Raw genomic sequence first — 16,574 nt, 5'->3', positions numbered from 1 at the left:
ATTGATCATGACATTCAAATCCATTCTGGCAGCCGGGGTTGCAGCCACCGTATTTCTTCCATCGCAAGCGCTGGCCACACCGATTTCCAGTGAACAGGCGGCGGCGTTGCTGGACCGGCTCAATCAACTTGAACAGGAAGTGGTTAGTCTGCGGGCGCAGCTGAGTTCCGTGGAAACCGTGCAGCAGAAGCAGACCGAAACCGTTGCGGAAGTTCAGGAAACAGTTGCAGCCAATGACACGAACAAAATCACCTGGAAGGGCGCTCCAGAAATCAAGAGCGACGACGGCTGGAGCTTCAAGCCAAGGGGTCGGATATTATATGATTTCAATAATTTGACATCGGTTCCTTCCACCATTTCTATTCCCGGTGAAGGGTTTTCAAATGAAGCTCGCCGGGTGCGGCTTGGGGTGCAGGGCAAGATTCCTGGCGGCTTTGGATATAAGCTGGAAGCGGACATTGCGGATGGTGTGGAGCTGACCGACGCTTATCTGGATTACAAGACCGGTGGGCTTACGATCACGGTTGGACAGCATAATAATTTCCAGTCGCTCGAAGAATTGTCGAGCAGCAACGACACCAGCTTCATTGAGCGGTCGGCCTTTACCGATGCCTTTGGTTTTGAACGCCAGGTCGGTGTGTCGGCGGCTTATGCGACCGGTGACCTTCTGTTGCAGGGCGGTGTCTTCACCGACAATATCGATGATCTCAGCGCCGGTAATGACAGCATTGGGCTGGATGGCCGGGTGGTCTATGCGCCCAAAATCGGCGATGCGCAGTTGCATCTCGGCGGCTCGGTGCACTGGAAAAGCCTGGGCGACACGATCAATTCGGTGCGCTACCGGCAACGGCCGCTGATTCACAGCGTCAGCACGCGTTTCATCAACACCGGCAATATTCCCGGTGCCGAAGAACAATTGACCTACGGGCTTGAGGCGGCGGTTGTCTCGGGGCGTTTTCACGCCGTGGCCGAAACGCATTGGGCCAAGGTCAACCGTTCGATGGTTGTCAGCCCGACCTTTTTCGGCGGATCGATTGAAGCCGGTCTGTTCCTGACCGACGATCAGCGCGAGTATAAAGGCGGTGTTTTCAAGGGTGTTAAAGTCAAAAACCCGGTTGGTTCCGGCGGCAGCGGCGCCTGGCAGATCAATGTCCGTTATGACCGGCTGGACCTGACCGATTCCGGAATTATCGGCGGTACCCAGGATGGCTATATGGCGTCCCTGATCTGGACTCCGGTCAACTATGTTCGGTTCCTGCTGAACTACGGTCATCTGTCTTATGGCGATGCGTTCGGTATCGTGCCGGGAGCGCCGAATGATTATTCGGTCGATGTCATCGGCGCGCGCGCCCAAATCGCTTTCTGATCGGGCATCACCTGAAACCAAAAAGGCCGGGCTGCAAACCCGGCCTTTTTGTTGTCTGCAGGTTTAGAATTTAGGCGGCTTCGGTATCCAGAGCATAGCCGGCCGAGCGCACCGTCCGGATAATATCGGGGCGTTCGTTGGCATTTAGCGCCTTGCGCAATCGCCTGATGTGGACGTCGACGGTGCGCAGCTCGATATCACTGTCCTGCCCCCAGACGCTGTCGAGCAAGCGTTCGCGCGAGAAGACCCAGTTGGGATGTTCCAGAAAATGCCGCAACAGGCGAAATTCTGTCGGTCCAAGCGGAATGACGTCGCCACTGCGTTTGACCTTGTGACCGACGGTGTCCATTTCCAGATCACCAAAAGCGAGCTTTTCGCCGGCAAGGGCAGGGCGTACGCGCCGCAATACCGCCTTGACCCGGGCAATCAGTTCGCGCGGGCTGAAGGGCTTGGTGATATAATCATCGGCACCGGTTTCCAGCCCGCGAATCTTGTCTTCTTCCTCTCCGCGCGCGGTGAGCATGATGATCGGAATATTGGCGGTTTCCGGAGATCGGCGGAGCCGCCGACAGACTTCGATTCCAGAGAGATTCTCGATCATCCAGTCCAGCAGGATGACATCGGGCCGGTTTTCCTGGACCAGCAGCAAGGCTTCTTCGCCATCGGCCGTTTGAATGACCTCATACTCTTCCTTTTTGAAGTTCCATGACAACAGCTCAGCCAGAGCGGCATCATCTTCAACCAGTAACAGCCTTGCATTGGACATCTTGCTATCTCTCGTTTGTCGGTTCTTCCAGTAAGTCGGTGGGATTCTCGCCGCGATCACGCTCCGGCATAGGTTCACCCTTGGCCGCGAAATATACCATTTCTGCCACATTGGTCGCGTGGTCGCCAATGCGCTCGAGATTTTTTGCGATAAACAGCAAATGCGCCGCTTCGCCAATATCTTTCGGATTTTCGATCATATAGGTGATCACTGACCGGAAGATGCTGGTGTAAAAATCATCCACAACCTGATCGCGTTCGGACACTTCCAGCGCCAGGTCCGCATCCCGGCGCGCAAAGGCCTCGAGGGAATCGCGCACCAGTTGCGAGGCGATATTCGACATTGAAGGCAAGAGCGACGCGGGGCCGAGCTTGTGGGTGCTGGCAATCACCGGAACGCGCTTGGCGATATTCTTGGCATAGTCCCCAATGCGCTCGACCACGCCGGAAATCTTGAACGTTGCGATCAATTCCCGCAAATCATCGGCCATCGGCGCGCGCAGGGCGATGGTTTGAAAGGTCAGGTCATCAATCCGTTTTTCCAGATCATCGATGATCTTGTCTTCGGCAACCACTTCTGCGGCGAGCTTCAAGTCGTGCTTTTCCAGCGCGCGCATCGCTTTGGCGATCGCTTGTTCGCTGCGCCCGCCGATTTCTGCGACCATCCCGCGCAATTCGTTGATGTCGGTGTCAAAGGCTTTGACTGTATGTTCTGTGCCGCTGTTTGGCATGAGTGCCATCCTTTATTGTTTCAAGTGCGCTAGCCGTAGCGTCCGGTAATATAATCGCGGGTTTTGTCTTCCCGCGGATTGGTGAATATATCCGATGTTACGCCATATTCGACCAATGTGCCCAAATGGAAAAAGGCGGTCCGTTGTGAGACACGGGCGGCCTGCTGCATATTATGGGTCACGATCACAATAGCATAATTGCCGCGCAATTCATGGATCAACTCCTCGATCTTGGCGGTCGCAATGGGATCCAGTGCGGAGCAGGGCTCGTCCATCAATATGACCTCGGGGTCGACAGCAATAGCGCGGGCGATGCACAGACGCTGCTGCTGGCCACCGGACAGTGCGGTGCCGCTGTCCTGCAGACGATCCTTCACTTCCCCCCACAGACCGGCCTTTTGCAACGAGGTTTCGACAATGGCATCGAGTTCTTCCTTGCCGGTGGCGAGGCCATGAATACGCGGGCCATAGGCGATATTGTCATAGATGGACTTTGGAAAGGGATTGGGTTTCTGGAACACCATGCCAACCCGCGCGCGCAATTGGACAACATCCATTTTCTGGGCATAGATATCTTCGCCTTCCAGCGTGATATCACCCGTGACTTTGGCAATCGGAATCGTGTCGTTCATCCGATTGAGGCAGCGCAAAAAAGTCGATTTCCCGCAACCCGACGGCCCGATAAACGCGGTGACATTGTCCATGTTGACGTCAATCGACACGTCTTTAATGGCCTGTTTCTCGCCGTAGAAAACGTCGACATTGCGGGTGGTCATCTTTGGCGGGCCTTCACCAGCCGTGGGTTGATCCTTAGCCGGCTTTTCCTCCGGTGTCCCTGTGTCGATATCCGTATCAGTCATAATCTGGCCTTCTTCGAGGGTTGGCGCCTTTTCCATATCGTTCATCGCCTTGTTCACCAGCGGGTTTCAAATCGGTTGCGCAAATAGATTGCGAGGGCATTCATGGTCAGCAGGAACAGCAGCAGCACGATAATCGCAGCCGATGTCTTTTCCACGAAGCCACGATTGACTTCGTCGGACCACAGGAAAATCTGAACGGGCAATACGGTTGATGGATCGGTCACCCCATTGGGCGGCGTCGCGATGAAGGCGCGCATGCCGATCATCAGAAGCGGCGCCGTTTCCCCGAGCGCGCGGGCCATGCCGATAATCGTACCGGTCAAAATGCCGGGCAGGGCCAGCGGCAAAACATGATGGAACACGACCTGCATGGGACTTGCCCCGATACCCAAGGCCGCTTCGCGAATGGACGGCGGAACCGCCTTGACCGCGTTTCGTCCGGAAATGACGATCACCGGCATGGTCATCAGTGCCAGGGTCAGGCCTCCGACAAGCGCCGCGGATCGCGGCAAGCCGAAGAGGTTGAGAAAGACCGCCAGACCGAGCAGACCGAAGATGATCGAAGGCACCGCCGCCAGATTGTTGATCGAAACCTCGATCAGGTCGGTGAAACGGTTTTTTGGCGCATATTCCTCGAGATACAGCGCCGACAGCACGCCAATCGGGAAAGCGATCATCAAGGTGATGAACATGGTGATCAACGACCCCTTGAGCGCGCCCCAGATACCAACCTGCATCGGGTCGGTCGCATCGGAATTGAACAGGAAATTCTTGTTGAATCCTGTGCTCAAACTGTCTTTCATGTCGCTGACGATCTGCTCGGCTTCAGCAGATCCGTCGCCTTTATACGCCACATCAATTTCGGATTCGACCGGCAGATAGACCGTGGTTTTTGTTGCGACCACTTGCGGGTCACTCAGCAAGGCGTCATTGACGGCCTGCCAGGCACTGGCGGAGAATAACTCTGTGCCGGTCTCGCCATATTGGATCTGAATGCTCGCTTCGACAATGTCGCGCATGCCGAGGCTGCGGAGATTGGCGACCGCATTCGGGCCTTCAAACTGACTGGCCGACGCGCCTCCGGTCATCGCCGGGAAATCGATTTCCAGCGGCAGCTCGGTCTGGGTAAATCCGCGCAGACCATTGCCAATCATGACGATCAGCAGAAAGGCGAGGAAACTGGCGGACAAGATGATCGCGCCAAGGCCCAATGCCTTGAACCGGCGCTCCGACGCATAGCGCCGCTTGATGCGCTTTTGCATCGCATCGTCCTGCCAGTTGGTCGGCGTGCGCTCTTCCTGAAAGGCGAGGGTGCTATTCATAGGCCTCCCGATATTTCTTTACGACGCGCAAGGCGATGAGATTGAGCAGCAGAGTGACGATGAACAGAACCAGCCCCAGCGCAAAGGCGGCGAGTGTTTTCGGACTGTCAAATTCCTGGTCGCCGGTGAGCAGCTGAACAATCTGGGTGGTCACGGTGGTGACGCTGGAAAACGGATTGGCGGTCATGTTTGCCGCGAGACCGGCCGCCATCACCACGATCATGGTTTCCCCGATCGCGCGGCTCACGGCCAGCAGGACACCGCCGACGACGCCAGGCAGGGCGGCGGGGATGAGGACTTTCTTGATCGTTTCGCTCTTGGTCGCGCCCATGGCGAGGGACCCGTCGCGCATGGCGCTGGGCACCGCCGCGATCGAATCGTCGGCCATGGAAGAAACGAACGGGATGATCATGATGCCCATGACCACGCCGGCTGCCAGAGCGGATTCGGAAGACGCGCCGGAAATACCGATCCAGACCGCGAAATCCCGAAGCGCAGGCGCTACGGTCAGCGCCGCAAAATAACCGTAGACGACGGTCGGAACGCCCGCGAGGACTTCCAGAATCGGCTTCATCCAGGCGCGAAATTTGGGAGGCGCATATTGGGTGAGATAGATCGCGCTCATCAGGCCGAGCGGAATGGCGACAATCATCGCGATGATGGCGCCGATGAAAATCGTGCCCCAGAACAACGGAATGGCACCAAAACCGGTTTCACCGCGCGGACCGGCAACCGCCTTGGGATTCCATTCCGTGCCGAACAGAAACTCCAGCGGCGACACCATTGAGAAAAACCGCACCGACTCGAATATCAGAGAAGCAAAAATGCCGACTGTGGTAATCGTCGCGATCAACGATGCCAGCAGCAGCGTCATCATCGTGACCCGCTCGATCTTGGTGCGCGCTCTCAGATCCGGTTTGATCCGCAACCAGGCAAAGGCGCCAAATGCAAAGACCAGCAGCAGAGCGGCGACTGTGCCGATCATCTGATAATAGGATATCGCCGCTTCATAGGGCTCAACCATCGTCTTGGACAGCGGGTTGAAGGCCTTGACTTGCTGACCGGACGCAATGGATCGGGCTTCGGCCAGTATTGAACCACGGGCAAAGGGATCAGCGGGCAATTGCTCGGCTGCGGGACTGGACAAGGCCGCGTCGGTGATCAGCGCCGGACTGACCATGCCCCATATGGTCAGGAACAGGAGCGCGGGTCCGATCGCCCACAGTCCGACATATAGTCCGTGATAGTTGGGCAGGGAATGAATCGCATTGCGATCGGTTTTGGTAGCCCGGAATCCGGCCGCCTTCACGCGGCCAAAAAACCAGGCAATGGCTCCGAGGCTCACGATGAGCAGAAAGAGAATAGAACCTGTCACGATGTTTCGGCCAGTCCTTAGACGAAAGGGCAAGGGAAAAGGGGAGGCCGGCCACCGGACCAGCTTCCCCCTTTTAACATTAATTCAATTCCGCACCAGTAAGCACCGGCAAGTTTTTGGCAACATCTGTCATCGTCGCGCGGGCATCATCAGGCGATGCAATCAGACCGGCTTTGACCAGATAACCATCTCTTGTTCCGGCGTTCACAAATTCGACCAGATATTCCTGCAGCCCAGGAATAACGCCAACATGCTGTTTCTTCGCGTAGATATACAGCGGACGGGCGCCGGGATATTCACCCGATGCAATCGCATCATAGGTCGGAGCGACTCCGGAAACCGCAATACCGCGGACGCTGTCCGTGTTTTCTTCGAGGAAGCTATAACCGAAAATACCGACGCTATTGGGGTTGGCTTTCAGTTTTTGCACGATCAGATTGTCATTCTCACCCGCGTCAATATAGGCGCCATCGGCCCGAACATCGTGACAAATGGCATCATATTCGTCTTCGTCGGTTTCTTTGAGAGCCTTGGTAGCGGCATCGGTCTTGCATCCGACTTCCATGATCAGTTCGGTGAGCGCGTCGCGCGTTCCGGACGTCGAAGGCGGTCCGTAAACACTGATGGCAACATTGGGAAGCGCAGGATCGATGTCCGACCAGTTCTTGGTTTCGTTTTTCTTGCCGAACGGACGCTCCGCAATGGCTCGATAGACTTGAGTCGGCGTCAGCGTGATGGACGGCCCTTCATTGGCTTGCGCAATCGCGATGCCGTCAATGCCGATCTGCACTTCGACGACGTCGGTGACGCCATTGTCTTTGCACATTTCAAACTCGGTCGCCTTCATCCGCCGTGAAGCGTTGGCAATATCCGGCGTATCCGCGCCGACACCGGCACAGAATAATTTCATACCGCCGCCGGTTCCGGTCGATTCCAGAATCGGTGATGTGTTTGCGCCATCGGAGCTAAATTGCTCTGCCACCGCCTTGGCGAATGGAAATACGGTTGAGGATCCGACGATGCGGATTTCTTCGCGGGTACCGCCCTGGCCGCCGGAAGCCTGGTCCTGGCAGGCTGCAAGAGCGAGCGTGGATACCGCAAGAAGTGCGACTTTTCTAAACATTCATTGTCCCCGTTTGTTGTGGAGTATTGGAAAATTCAGCCGAGAATCGGTCATTCATCCCGGTCTTTCTGCGCCGTGTTTAGAAGGGCGCAATGTCCTATAGGTTACAGATTTGTTACAGTTATGTGACAGTCGTTCAGCGGTGGCGCGCTATCACAGGTTTGCCGGGGCCTGGATTGTTTCGCTGTCGGCCTGAATCGCGGGCAGAAAGATCGTGACCTGGGTTCCCGTGCCTTGCTCGCTGGTGACGACCATCCGTCCGCCGTGCCGTTCGGTGATATGCTTGACGATGGCCAGGCCGAGACCGGTTCCGCCAATGGATTTGCTTCGGCCCTTGTCGACTCGATAAAAGCGTTCGGTGAGCCGGGGAATATGTTCAAGCGCAATGCCTTCGCCCTGGTCCGAAACCGACAATCGCAGCATGGAGCCCGAACTGCTTGCTTCGACGGCAACGGTGACCGGTGATCCGCGCCGCCCATATTTATAAGCGTTGCTGACCAGATTGTGGAGCAGTTGGGACAATTGCGCCCGATCGCCGAGCACCATGGGCGTCTTTTCCGGCAGGCTAACGATAAAATCATGATCCTTCTTGCTGCGCCCGTTGAGAAACACCGCTTTGACATCGGCAACCAGCTCGGCGAGATTCACGGGCTCGGAAGGCAGTTCATATTTCTCCGCTTCGATGCGGGACAGGGACATCAGATCCTCGACCAGCCGCTGCATGCGATCCGCTTCCTGATACATGATCTGCAGGAACCGCGCCCGGGTATCGCGATCCTGTCCGGCTTCAGGATTTTCCAATGTTTCGATAAAACCCTTGATCGCCGCCAGCGGTGTGCGCAGTTCATGGCTGGCATTGGCGACAAAATCCGTCCGCATGCGTTCCGCTGCATAGCGACTGCTCTGGTCGGATAGCTGGACCAGTTTCAATCCGTCACCTAGCGCGTGAATGCGCAATTCCCAGCGTTGATCGGCGCTGCCGACCCCGACCAGCAATATCGGTTCGCCACTATGTTCTGCGTTGGGGTTGGCGAGACGGTCTGCAGCGGCGGGATGGCGAATGGCAACGCGGACATCCTCACCGACAATATGACTGCCGAGAAAATTCTGGGCGGCGGGATTGGCGGCGGCCACTTTCGCGTTGCGGATCAGCAAAATCGGGTCGGTAATCGGCGTGATGACATCTTCATAGGCATCGGCACGGCCCTGATAGAGCAGCCGCTTGCGTTGCCGTTCAACCGCGCTGAAATCCGGCGCCGGGGCCTCCCGTTCCTCCAGCGCAACGATGGCGACGGCGATCATGCCAAATAGCGAGGTGATAAAAATTTGCACCCCGGTACCCGAAGTCTGGGTCGCCATGATTGCCCCGAAACCAATCAGGATAAGCGCGACAAACAGGCGTAACGGAGAAAAAGGAATCATGCTGACCCTATTTGGATGACCGAATTAGGCACGCTTACGTGTTTAAACCGGATATCTGCAATGATTATGTCTGCAATACCGGCCCAAACCGGTGATATCCTGTTGCGATAGCCTTTGTATTTCGTCGTGCCGCTAGCGTGCGTTAAGGGTTTTTGGCGATTTGTCCCGAATAAGGACGCGCCATGCCAACCGTTCACTGTTTACTCGCCATTCACGGTTTTTCTTTCTAAGGACAAATTGCAGAGGAATTTCAGAACCATGACGAACAAACAGGATCATAATCAGGATTTATCCAACAGCGTTGAAAATGCTGATGATTCCAGCGCGGAAAAGGCTGGAATCGTAACCCGTCGCCGCGCGTTGATGATGGGGGCGGTGACCGCATCGGCCGTGGTCAGCATCAAGCCGGCTCTGGCGCAAACCACTGGTTCGGTGCTGAATTGCGAAATTCCGGTGCCTGGCAATCACGCGGGTGGCGGTTATATTGGCGCCGATGGCCGGATTGTTTCTCCCGACACGCCGGGCGCATTTCCAACGGCTGGACGCAATTTTACCGGCGAAGAAGTGCGCCGGGCGATGAACGGGCGGTCCTTGCCGGGCACATCCTATGACCAGTCCCGTGCCTATGTGAACTATATCCGGCGCCTGCAATCGGGCCAAAGCGGCTTTACCTGTTACGCATCCTTGCAGATGCCGCGCTAGACCGAGCGCCCGAGACGCCGCTTCGACCAACGAAAATTAACGCTTTGATGCTATGGGACCGGCTTGTTTCGAATGACTTGCCGCGAACAGGACAGTAAGACGCCATCATGAGCCCGTTATACCGAGCCTCTCCAGCCGATGCGCTGACTGTCCATCCGCTGGACAGCATGACGCTGATCTTCCAGAAAAACTCGGGCATCACGCATATCGTTGCAGACCCGGTGCCCGCCTTGCTTGAGGTGATGGCGGCGCGCACCATGTCGGTCGCAGATATAGCGGCGGCCATGACCAACCAATATGATCTGGATGATCTGGACGAAACGGCTGCGGTTGCCGATATTGTGTTGGCGCGACTGGAAGAGCTTTGCGCGCTGGGCCTGGTCGAGCGGATCGCGCAGCCTTGAATACGTCCTCGCCTCTGTTTCTCGGCATTGGGCCAGCGCGATTCCGGATTGTTTCGGCCTGGCCGCAACCCTTGCGTCAGCTGGCCTCGCTTTATGGCAGTTACCCGTCCGTCACCGACCAGCATGCTGATTTCACCGTACGGCTGGAATCGACCAGTTTATGGCGCCGTTTTGTCCGGCCTTCGGTGCATATTACCGGCGATTACTGGCTGCCCGACGCAGCGCCTTTGCCGCTGCGTCAGGCTTTGCTGGCTGCGGAAATGGGCATGAATTTGCAAATGGCCTTGGGCTGGCGGCGGCATTTGCTGCTGCATGCCAGCAGCGTCGAAAAAGATGGCAAAGCGCTGCTGCTGACCGGTCTGTCCGGTTCCGGCAAATCGACTCTTTCGGCCTTGCTTGGAGAACAGGGCTGGCGGTTCATGGGTGACGAATTTGCGCTGCTATGCCCGGAAACCGGCATGGTTCATCCGTTCCCACGGCTGATCAGCTTGAAAAACGAAGCCATCAAGGCGGTCGAGGACCAGGTCGATGAACACCGGTTCGGTCCGATCATGCGGGGGACACCAAAGGGCGACATCCGGCACTTGGTGCCGCACGGACAGGCCCTTGCGGCGATGACCGAACCCGCGAAGCCCGCCTTGTTGCTGTTTCCGCGGTTCGGGCACGCGGCCGCGGTGCGGGAAATCGGAAAAAGCGAAATATTCGTGCGACTGACCCAGGCTTCGACCAATTATGTTGCGTTGGGGGAGGCGGGTTTTCGATCTTTGACGGCATTGGTGGATTCGATTCCGGCGCGCGCGATAGATTTTGAATCCGGGAGCGAAGCCCAAGATCTGATCACCGGTCTGTGGGAAGATCTGGCATGATGCGCGATGCCCAGCCATTGGTCGACGCCTTGCGGGAGCCGGAGTCCGTTCTGGCACTGGACAGCGCGGGTTGGACCGATCTGGTCAGTATTGCCCGGGCTGAAGCCCTGATGGGGAGCCTGGCGCATCGGTTGCAGGGGTTGCCGGTGCCTGGCGCTGTTCGACCGATCCTGAAAGATGCGATTGAATCGACCGATTACGGGCATGTCCAGGCCCACTGGGAAGCCGATTGTGCGCGGCGCGTGCTGGAATCTCTCGATCTCAAGATCGTTCTGATGAAGGGCACCGCATATGTCGAAGCCGGCTATTCCGCCGGACAGGGCCGGAATATCGGTGATCTCGATATCATGGTCGACCGGGCGCAGCTGGCGGTAGTGGAAGAAGCCTTGCTGGATGCCGGATGGGAGTGGGTGAAGCCCGATCCCTATGATGATCACTATTATCGCGCGCATATGCACGAGCTGCCGCCGCTCATCCATCGCGAGCGCGATCGCATGATTGATGTCCATCACACGACCTTGCCGCTGACCGCCGGTCCGACCCCGGACCCTTTGGCGATGCTCGATGCGGCCGTCAAATTGCCTTCGGGACTTTATGTCATGGCACCGGCTGACATGCTATTGCATGCCGTCGCGCATCTGTTTGCCGATGGAGATCTGGCGGGTGGGTTGCGGAATTTGTGGGACATTGATCAGCTGGTTCGGGAATTTTCCGCTGCGGATGATGCGTTCTGGACGATGCTCGAACAGCGCGCGGGCCTCCATCAACTGAAGCCGCATCTGGCGCGCGCGCTGCGCCTCGCCGCGCGCCTCTATGGCACGCCGGTCAGTAAGCCATATACGGGTAGCAACCTGGTCAGCGATCGTTTCTATGTCCGGCGTCTGCTGGCCCGCAATGGTTACGGGCAGGAAACCCGCAAGATTACCCGGCAGCTCTTCTATATTCGGTCCCACTGGCTGAGAATGCCGCCGCTGATGCTGGCGCGGCATTTGTGGACGAAATGGCGCAAAGCGCCCGCTTAGACCATTGCTGATTACGTCTTGTGCAGCCCAATCAGAGCGGGCAGCAACTCATCATAATGATCGATCGTCGCATCGGCGGCAAGTTGCTCAACCGGCTGATGGAGAAAGCCAAAGCTGACGGCGACGGCCGGAATTCCGGCACTATGGGCCGCCTTGACGTCAAAGACACTGTCCCCGACAAAAGCCGCCGGAGTGGCGCCAATTTCGCCACCGCACCGCCGGATCATTTCATCAATCGGGTCGCGTTCCGGCTTGCTGCGGCCTTTGCCCATGGTGTCGCCGCCAATCACCGTTTCAAAGCGATCCAGCATGGCCACATTGCCGAGCAGCTTGATCGCCAGATGCTCGAATTTGTTGGTCACCACAGCCAGTTTTACACCCTGATGCTGCAACCGGTCCATCGCGTCCAGCAACCCGTCAAAGGCTGGCGCATTGGTTCCCAGATTGGCTTCATAATGGTCGATCAGCACCGGCATCAGTTGTTTGACCAGCGCCGGGTGCTTTTCCCCCGATTGCTCCAGCGCCATCGCCAGCATATGCCGCGCGCCCATCCCGACCAGGGAGCGGACCGAACCGGCATCCACTTGCGGGCGACCAACTCTATCGAGCGCATGGTTGAGTGAGGCGGCCAGTTCCATGCTGGTGTCGAGCAATGTTCCGTCGAGATCAAAGCCCACGATTTGGAAAGGAAATTTTGTCATATCCTGTCTCCATGGCCTGAACAGACTGGCATAAGCAAGCCTCTCATGGCATGGGGCGGAGCAACTGAGCCGAGGCCAGTATCGCTGCATGTCGAGTGTCGGAGTGAACCTATGAACAAACGCCCTTTAGCCGCTATCATCCTGGCCGCCGGACAGGGAACCCGGATGAAATCGGAACTGCACAAGGTATTGCATCCGATCGCGGGCAAGCCGATGCTGCATCATTTGCTGGATACCGTCGATGCTATCGGCGTTGAACGCACGGTTGTCGTCGTCGGCGCCCGGCGCGAACAGATTGAAGACAGCGTGGCCGGCCGGAATGTGGCGATCGCGGTGCAGGACGATCAGCTCGGCACCGGTCACGCCGTGGCACAGGCAAAAGCCGCGCTGGAATGCTTTGCCGGCGATGTGCTCATACTCTATGGCGACGTGCCGCTGGTCAGCGCCGAAACGATGCAGGCGATGATATTCCGGATGAACAACGGCACTGATCCCCGTGCTGTTGTGCTGGGCTTTCGCCCGGAAGATGCGGGCGCCTATGGCCGGATTATCGCCGATGACCAGGGCGAAATCGAAAAAATGGTGGAATATAAGGACGCCAATGACACGGAGCGGGCGGTCAATCTCTGCAACAGCGGGTTGATGGCGGTCCGTTCCACCGACCTGTTCATATTGCTGGACCAGATCAGCAACGACAATGCCGCGGGCGAATATTATCTGCCGGATATTGTCATGCTGCCGGGTCAGAACAGTGCGGTGATCGAAGTGGAGGACCCGGCTGAAGTCGCCGGGGTCAACAGCCGCGCGGAATTGGCCGCGGTGGAAGGGGCGTGGCAACAGCGCCGCCGGGCGCAGGCGATGGCAGACGGCGTCACCCTGATCGCGCCGGAAACCGTCTGGTTTTCCAGTGATACCGCCATTGCAGCGGATGTCGTTGTAGAACCCAATGTGATTTTTGGCTCCGGTGTGACCGTGGCTTCGGGCGCGACAATCTATGGCCATAGCCATATTGAAGGCGCCACCATTGGTGCGAAAGCCAGTGTCGGTCCTTTTGCTAGACTGCGTCCCGGTGCGGTGCTCGAAGAAGGATCAAAAATCGGCAATTTTGTCGAGATGAAAAAGGCCGTGCTGGGCAAGGGCGCCAAGGCCAATCATCTGACCTATCTCGGCGATGCGGAAGTGGGCGAGGGGGCAAATATCGGCGCGGGGACGATTACCTGCAACTATGACGGCTATTTCAAGTATAAGACCGTGATCGGCAAGGGCGCTTTCGTTGGTTCGAACAGCGCGCTGGTCGCACCCGTCACCATTGGTGACGGAGCAATGGTTGCGGCTGGTTCCGCGGTCACCAAGGATGTCCCGGCTGACGCTCTGGGGGTCGTCCGCGCCGAACAGAGCGAAAAACCCGGTTGGTCCAAGAAATTCCGTGACGTGATGGCGAAGAAAAAAGCGGCGCAGTGACTATTGACATGATATCATGATATGATATCAGAGCATCATGACACGGATACTGGCTGATCTTTCTGAAGACGACGTACAATGGCTCGATGCGCAGGCGGCAGAGCAGGGAACGTCGCGGGCGGCCTTGTTGCGTCAGGCGGTCACGGCCTTTCGCATGCAGGCATCCGAAGACTGGATCCAGCGCGGACTGGGCCATTGGCAGCATCCTGAGCCGACAGGCGAGGGGCAGGATCGTTAATGGCCGCGCCTTTTTTTGACACCGACATCCTGATCGACTGGCTCAAGGGCCATCAACCGGCGGCCGCGGAACTGGAGCGCTATCCCCAGCACCGGATCAGCCGGATCAGCTGGATCGAGATCGCCGCGGTCGATCCCTTGGAAAGGCGCAAGCCGGTGCAGGATTTGCTGGCCGCCTTCGAGATTGTGGAACTGGACGCCCGGATTTCCGATGCGGCGGCCGATATCTATCACCGGACCGAAATGAACCTGTCCAATGCGATAATCTTTGCATCAGCGCAGGTTAACGGTTCCATCCTGGTGACTCGCAATATAAAGGATTTCCCGGCGGCCATGCCGGGGATCCGGATTCCCTATACGCTCTAGCAGAAAGCCCGAAAAACCATGTGCGGAATTATTGGAATTGTTGGCAAGGAAGCCGTTTCGGATCGTCTGGTTGATGGTCTCAAGCGAATGGAATATCGCGGCTATGACAGCGCGGGTATCTGTACGGTTGCCGATAACCAACTGATCCGTCGCCGCGCAGAAGGCAAGCTGGCCAATCTGGTAAAGGTGCTGAAGACCGATGATGCGGCCGGCGACATTGGCATTGCTCATACCCGATGGGCCACCCATGGCGCGCCGACAACATCCAATGCCCATCCGCATGCCACGCCGGAAGTGGCGCTGGTACATAACGGCATCATCGAGAATTTCAAATCGCTGCGGGACGAACTCAGTGGACGCGGCCGGTCCTTTGAAAGCGAAACCGATACCGAAGTGGTCGCCCATCTGGTCAGCGAACAGGTCGAAAACGGAAAATCGCCGCAAGACGCCATCCAGGCGGTCTTGCCGACGCTGCGGGGCGCGTTTGCGCTGGCCATCGCCTTTCGATCGCACCCGGATCTGTTGATCGGTGCGCGGCTGGGATCGCCGCTGGTGGTCGGCTATGGTGACGGCGAAACCTATCTCGGGTCCGATGCGCTGGCGCTTGCACCCCTGACCCAGGAAATCGCCTATCTCGAAGAAGGCGACTGGGTGGTTGTCACGCGTGAAGGCGCTGAAATATTTGACAAGAATAACAACCCGGTAACGCGCGAAGTTACGACATCAGGTGTATCCGCTGCGACCATCGAAAAGGGCAATTATCGCCACTTCATGCAGAAAGAGATTTTCGAGCAGCCGACGGTGGTTGCCCAAACCCTGCGCAGCTATATTCGGCCGCTCGAGCAGCAAGTGGCTTTGCCGCAGATGGACTTCGATCTGCAGGATATCAAACGGATCACGATTGTCGCCTGCGGGACCAGCTATTATGCCGGAATGGTTGCAAAATACTGGTTCGAGACGTTTGCCCGGGTGCCTGTTGATCTCGATGTGGCGTCCGAGTTTCGCTATCGCGACCCGGTTCTGGAACCCGGTGGACTGGCTCTGTTTATCTCGCAATCGGGCGAAACCGCCGACACCCTTGCAGCCTTGCGTCATTCCAAGGAGCAGGGGCAGAAAATCGCCGTTGTCGTCAATGTGCCAACCAGTTCGATGGCCCGCGAGGCCGATTTGCTGCTGCCGACCCACGCCGGCCCCGAAATCGGCGTCGCGTCCACCAAGGCCTTTTCCTGCCAGTTGGCGGTTCTTGCTGCGCTCGCCGCACATCTCGCGGTGGTCAAGGGCAAGATGACCCGGGCGGAAGAACAGGAAATCGTCGAGCATCTGACCGAAGCCCCGGCGGCGCTGAACGCCGCCCTGGCGCATGACAAGGATATTGCCGACATGGCGCATCTCATCGCTCCGGCGCGGGATGTGCTCTATCTCGGCCGTGGTCCGGACTATCCGCTGGCGCTGGAAGGGGCTCTGAAACTGAAGGAAATCAGTTATATCCACGCGGAGGGCTATGCTTCGGGCGAGATGAAACATGGACCGATTGCGCTGATCGACGAAGCGGTGCCGGTGATCGTTCTCGCGCCATCGGGGCCGTTGTTCGAAAAGACCGTCAGCAACATGCAAGAGGTGCGGGCGCGCGGCGGCAAGGTTGTGCTGATATCCGATTCAGAAGGGCTCGCCGAAGCCGGAGAGGGCTGCATGGCGACAATTGAAATGCCGAAAGTACACCCGTTAATAGCCCCACTGGTTTACGCAGTGCCGGTTCAACTGCTGGCCTATCATGTCGCGGTCGCCAAAGGCACGGACGTCGATCAGCCGCGCAATCTGGCCAAATCGGTTACCGTTGAATGAGCATATAGT

17 protein-coding genes are annotated in these 16,574 nt (G+C 57.5%); 9 read left to right on the top strand and 8 right to left on the bottom strand.

Annotation, left to right across the window (positions count from 1 at the left end; genetic code table 11):
• Nucleotides 1-7: 7 nt before the first annotated feature.
• Complete coding sequence (locus ACZ1GS_RS10350; protein ID WP_472695116.1) at nucleotides 8-1,366, top strand: OprO/OprP family phosphate-selective porin; 1,359 nt, start codon at nucleotides 8-10, stop codon at nucleotides 1,364-1,366.
• Between the two features lie 70 nt (nucleotides 1,367-1,436).
• Here the strand turns inward: ACZ1GS_RS10350 and phoB are convergent, their stop codons facing one another.
• From phoB to ACZ1GS_RS10315, 7 genes are all read right to left on the bottom strand, one after another.
• Nucleotides 1,437-2,132 (bottom strand): phosphate regulon transcriptional regulator PhoB, encoded by a 696-nt coding sequence (gene phoB, locus ACZ1GS_RS10345; protein ID WP_472695115.1) that lies wholly within the window; start codon nucleotides 2,130-2,132, stop codon nucleotides 1,437-1,439.
• A gap of 4 nt (nucleotides 2,133-2,136) precedes the next feature.
• Nucleotides 2,137-2,862, bottom strand: a complete 726-nt coding sequence (gene phoU, locus ACZ1GS_RS10340) for a phosphate signaling complex protein PhoU (RefSeq protein ID WP_472695114.1) — start codon at nucleotides 2,860-2,862, stop codon at nucleotides 2,137-2,139.
• Nucleotides 2,863-2,891: 29 nt separating this feature from the next.
• Nucleotides 2,892-3,722, bottom strand: coding sequence for a phosphate ABC transporter ATP-binding protein PstB (pstB, locus tag ACZ1GS_RS10335; protein WP_472698116.1), 831 nt, complete (start codon nucleotides 3,720-3,722; stop codon nucleotides 2,892-2,894).
• Nucleotides 3,723-3,775: 53 nt separating this feature from the next.
• Entirely contained in the window at nucleotides 3,776-5,044 is a 1,269-nt protein-coding gene (pstA, locus tag ACZ1GS_RS10330; RefSeq protein WP_472695113.1) for a phosphate ABC transporter permease PstA, read from the bottom strand.
• Nucleotides 5,037-6,419 carry a phosphate ABC transporter permease subunit PstC gene (gene pstC, locus ACZ1GS_RS10325; protein ID WP_472695112.1) on the bottom strand — a complete coding sequence of 461 codons (1,383 nt, stop codon included), beginning with the start codon at nucleotides 6,417-6,419 and terminating at the stop codon, nucleotides 5,037-5,039. Before pstC ends, pstA begins: the two co-directional genes overlap by 8 nt.
• A gap of 79 nt (nucleotides 6,420-6,498) precedes the next feature.
• Nucleotides 6,499-7,542, bottom strand: a complete 1,044-nt coding sequence (locus ACZ1GS_RS10320; RefSeq protein WP_472695111.1) for a substrate-binding domain-containing protein — start codon at nucleotides 7,540-7,542, stop codon at nucleotides 6,499-6,501.
• Between the two features lie 153 nt (nucleotides 7,543-7,695).
• A complete protein-coding gene (locus ACZ1GS_RS10315; RefSeq protein WP_472695110.1) occupies nucleotides 7,696-8,964 on the bottom strand; it encodes a sensor histidine kinase in 1,269 nt (422 codons plus the stop codon).
• Nucleotides 8,965-9,222: 258 nt separating this feature from the next.
• Between ACZ1GS_RS10315 and ACZ1GS_RS10310 the strand changes: the two genes are divergently transcribed.
• The 4 genes from ACZ1GS_RS10310 to ACZ1GS_RS10295 all read left to right on the top strand — a co-directional run bounded on the left by ACZ1GS_RS10310 (nucleotide 9,223) and on the right by ACZ1GS_RS10295 (nucleotide 11,958).
• A complete protein-coding gene (locus ACZ1GS_RS10310; protein ID WP_472695109.1) occupies nucleotides 9,223-9,666 on the top strand; it encodes a hypothetical protein in 444 nt (147 codons plus the stop codon).
• A 107-nt stretch (nucleotides 9,667-9,773) separates the two neighbouring features.
• On the top strand, nucleotides 9,774-10,070 hold the full coding sequence (locus tag ACZ1GS_RS10305) for an HPr-rel-A system PqqD family peptide chaperone (RefSeq protein ID WP_472695108.1): 297 nt from the start codon (nucleotides 9,774-9,776) through the stop codon (nucleotides 10,068-10,070).
• Nucleotides 10,067-10,936, top strand: coding sequence for an HprK-related kinase A (locus ACZ1GS_RS10300; RefSeq protein ID WP_472695107.1), 870 nt, complete (start codon nucleotides 10,067-10,069; stop codon nucleotides 10,934-10,936). The genes ACZ1GS_RS10305 and ACZ1GS_RS10300 overlap by 4 nt, the downstream gene beginning before the upstream one ends.
• A complete protein-coding gene (locus tag ACZ1GS_RS10295) occupies nucleotides 10,936-11,958 on the top strand; it encodes a nucleotidyltransferase domain-containing protein (RefSeq protein ID WP_472698115.1) in 1,023 nt (340 codons plus the stop codon). The genes ACZ1GS_RS10300 and ACZ1GS_RS10295 overlap by 1 nt, the downstream gene beginning before the upstream one ends.
• 11 nt (nucleotides 11,959-11,969) lie before the next feature.
• Here ACZ1GS_RS10295 and ACZ1GS_RS10290 read toward each other — a convergent pair whose 3' ends face one another.
• Nucleotides 11,970-12,659: an HAD hydrolase-like protein gene (locus ACZ1GS_RS10290; protein ID WP_472695106.1), complete on the bottom strand. Its 690-nt coding sequence runs from the start codon at nucleotides 12,657-12,659 to the stop codon at nucleotides 11,970-11,972.
• A gap of 111 nt (nucleotides 12,660-12,770) precedes the next feature.
• On the opposite strand from ACZ1GS_RS10290, the gene glmU reads away from it, so the two are divergent.
• The 4 genes from glmU to glmS are packed head-to-tail and all read left to right on the top strand — an operon-like array spanning nucleotide 12,771 to nucleotide 16,565.
• Nucleotides 12,771-14,120: a bifunctional UDP-N-acetylglucosamine diphosphorylase/glucosamine-1-phosphate N-acetyltransferase GlmU gene (gene glmU / locus ACZ1GS_RS10285; protein WP_472695105.1), complete on the top strand. Its 1,350-nt coding sequence runs from the start codon at nucleotides 12,771-12,773 to the stop codon at nucleotides 14,118-14,120.
• A gap of 37 nt (nucleotides 14,121-14,157) precedes the next feature.
• Nucleotides 14,158-14,358: a CopG family transcriptional regulator gene (locus ACZ1GS_RS10280; RefSeq protein WP_472695104.1), complete on the top strand. Its 201-nt coding sequence runs from the start codon at nucleotides 14,158-14,160 to the stop codon at nucleotides 14,356-14,358.
• Entirely contained in the window at nucleotides 14,358-14,723 is a 366-nt protein-coding gene (locus ACZ1GS_RS10275) for a PIN domain-containing protein (RefSeq protein WP_472695103.1), read from the top strand. The genes ACZ1GS_RS10280 and ACZ1GS_RS10275 overlap by 1 nt, the downstream gene beginning before the upstream one ends.
• A gap of 18 nt (nucleotides 14,724-14,741) precedes the next feature.
• Nucleotides 14,742-16,565, top strand: a complete 1,824-nt coding sequence (gene glmS / locus ACZ1GS_RS10270; RefSeq protein WP_472695102.1) for a glutamine--fructose-6-phosphate transaminase (isomerizing) — start codon at nucleotides 14,742-14,744, stop codon at nucleotides 16,563-16,565.
• Nucleotides 16,566-16,574: the final 9 nt, after the last annotated feature.

This window comes from Parasphingorhabdus sp. W113 (assembly GCF_055693205.1).
The sequence above is the reverse complement of the archived record's forward strand: the minus strand, read 5'-3'. Positions and strand labels throughout refer to the sequence as shown.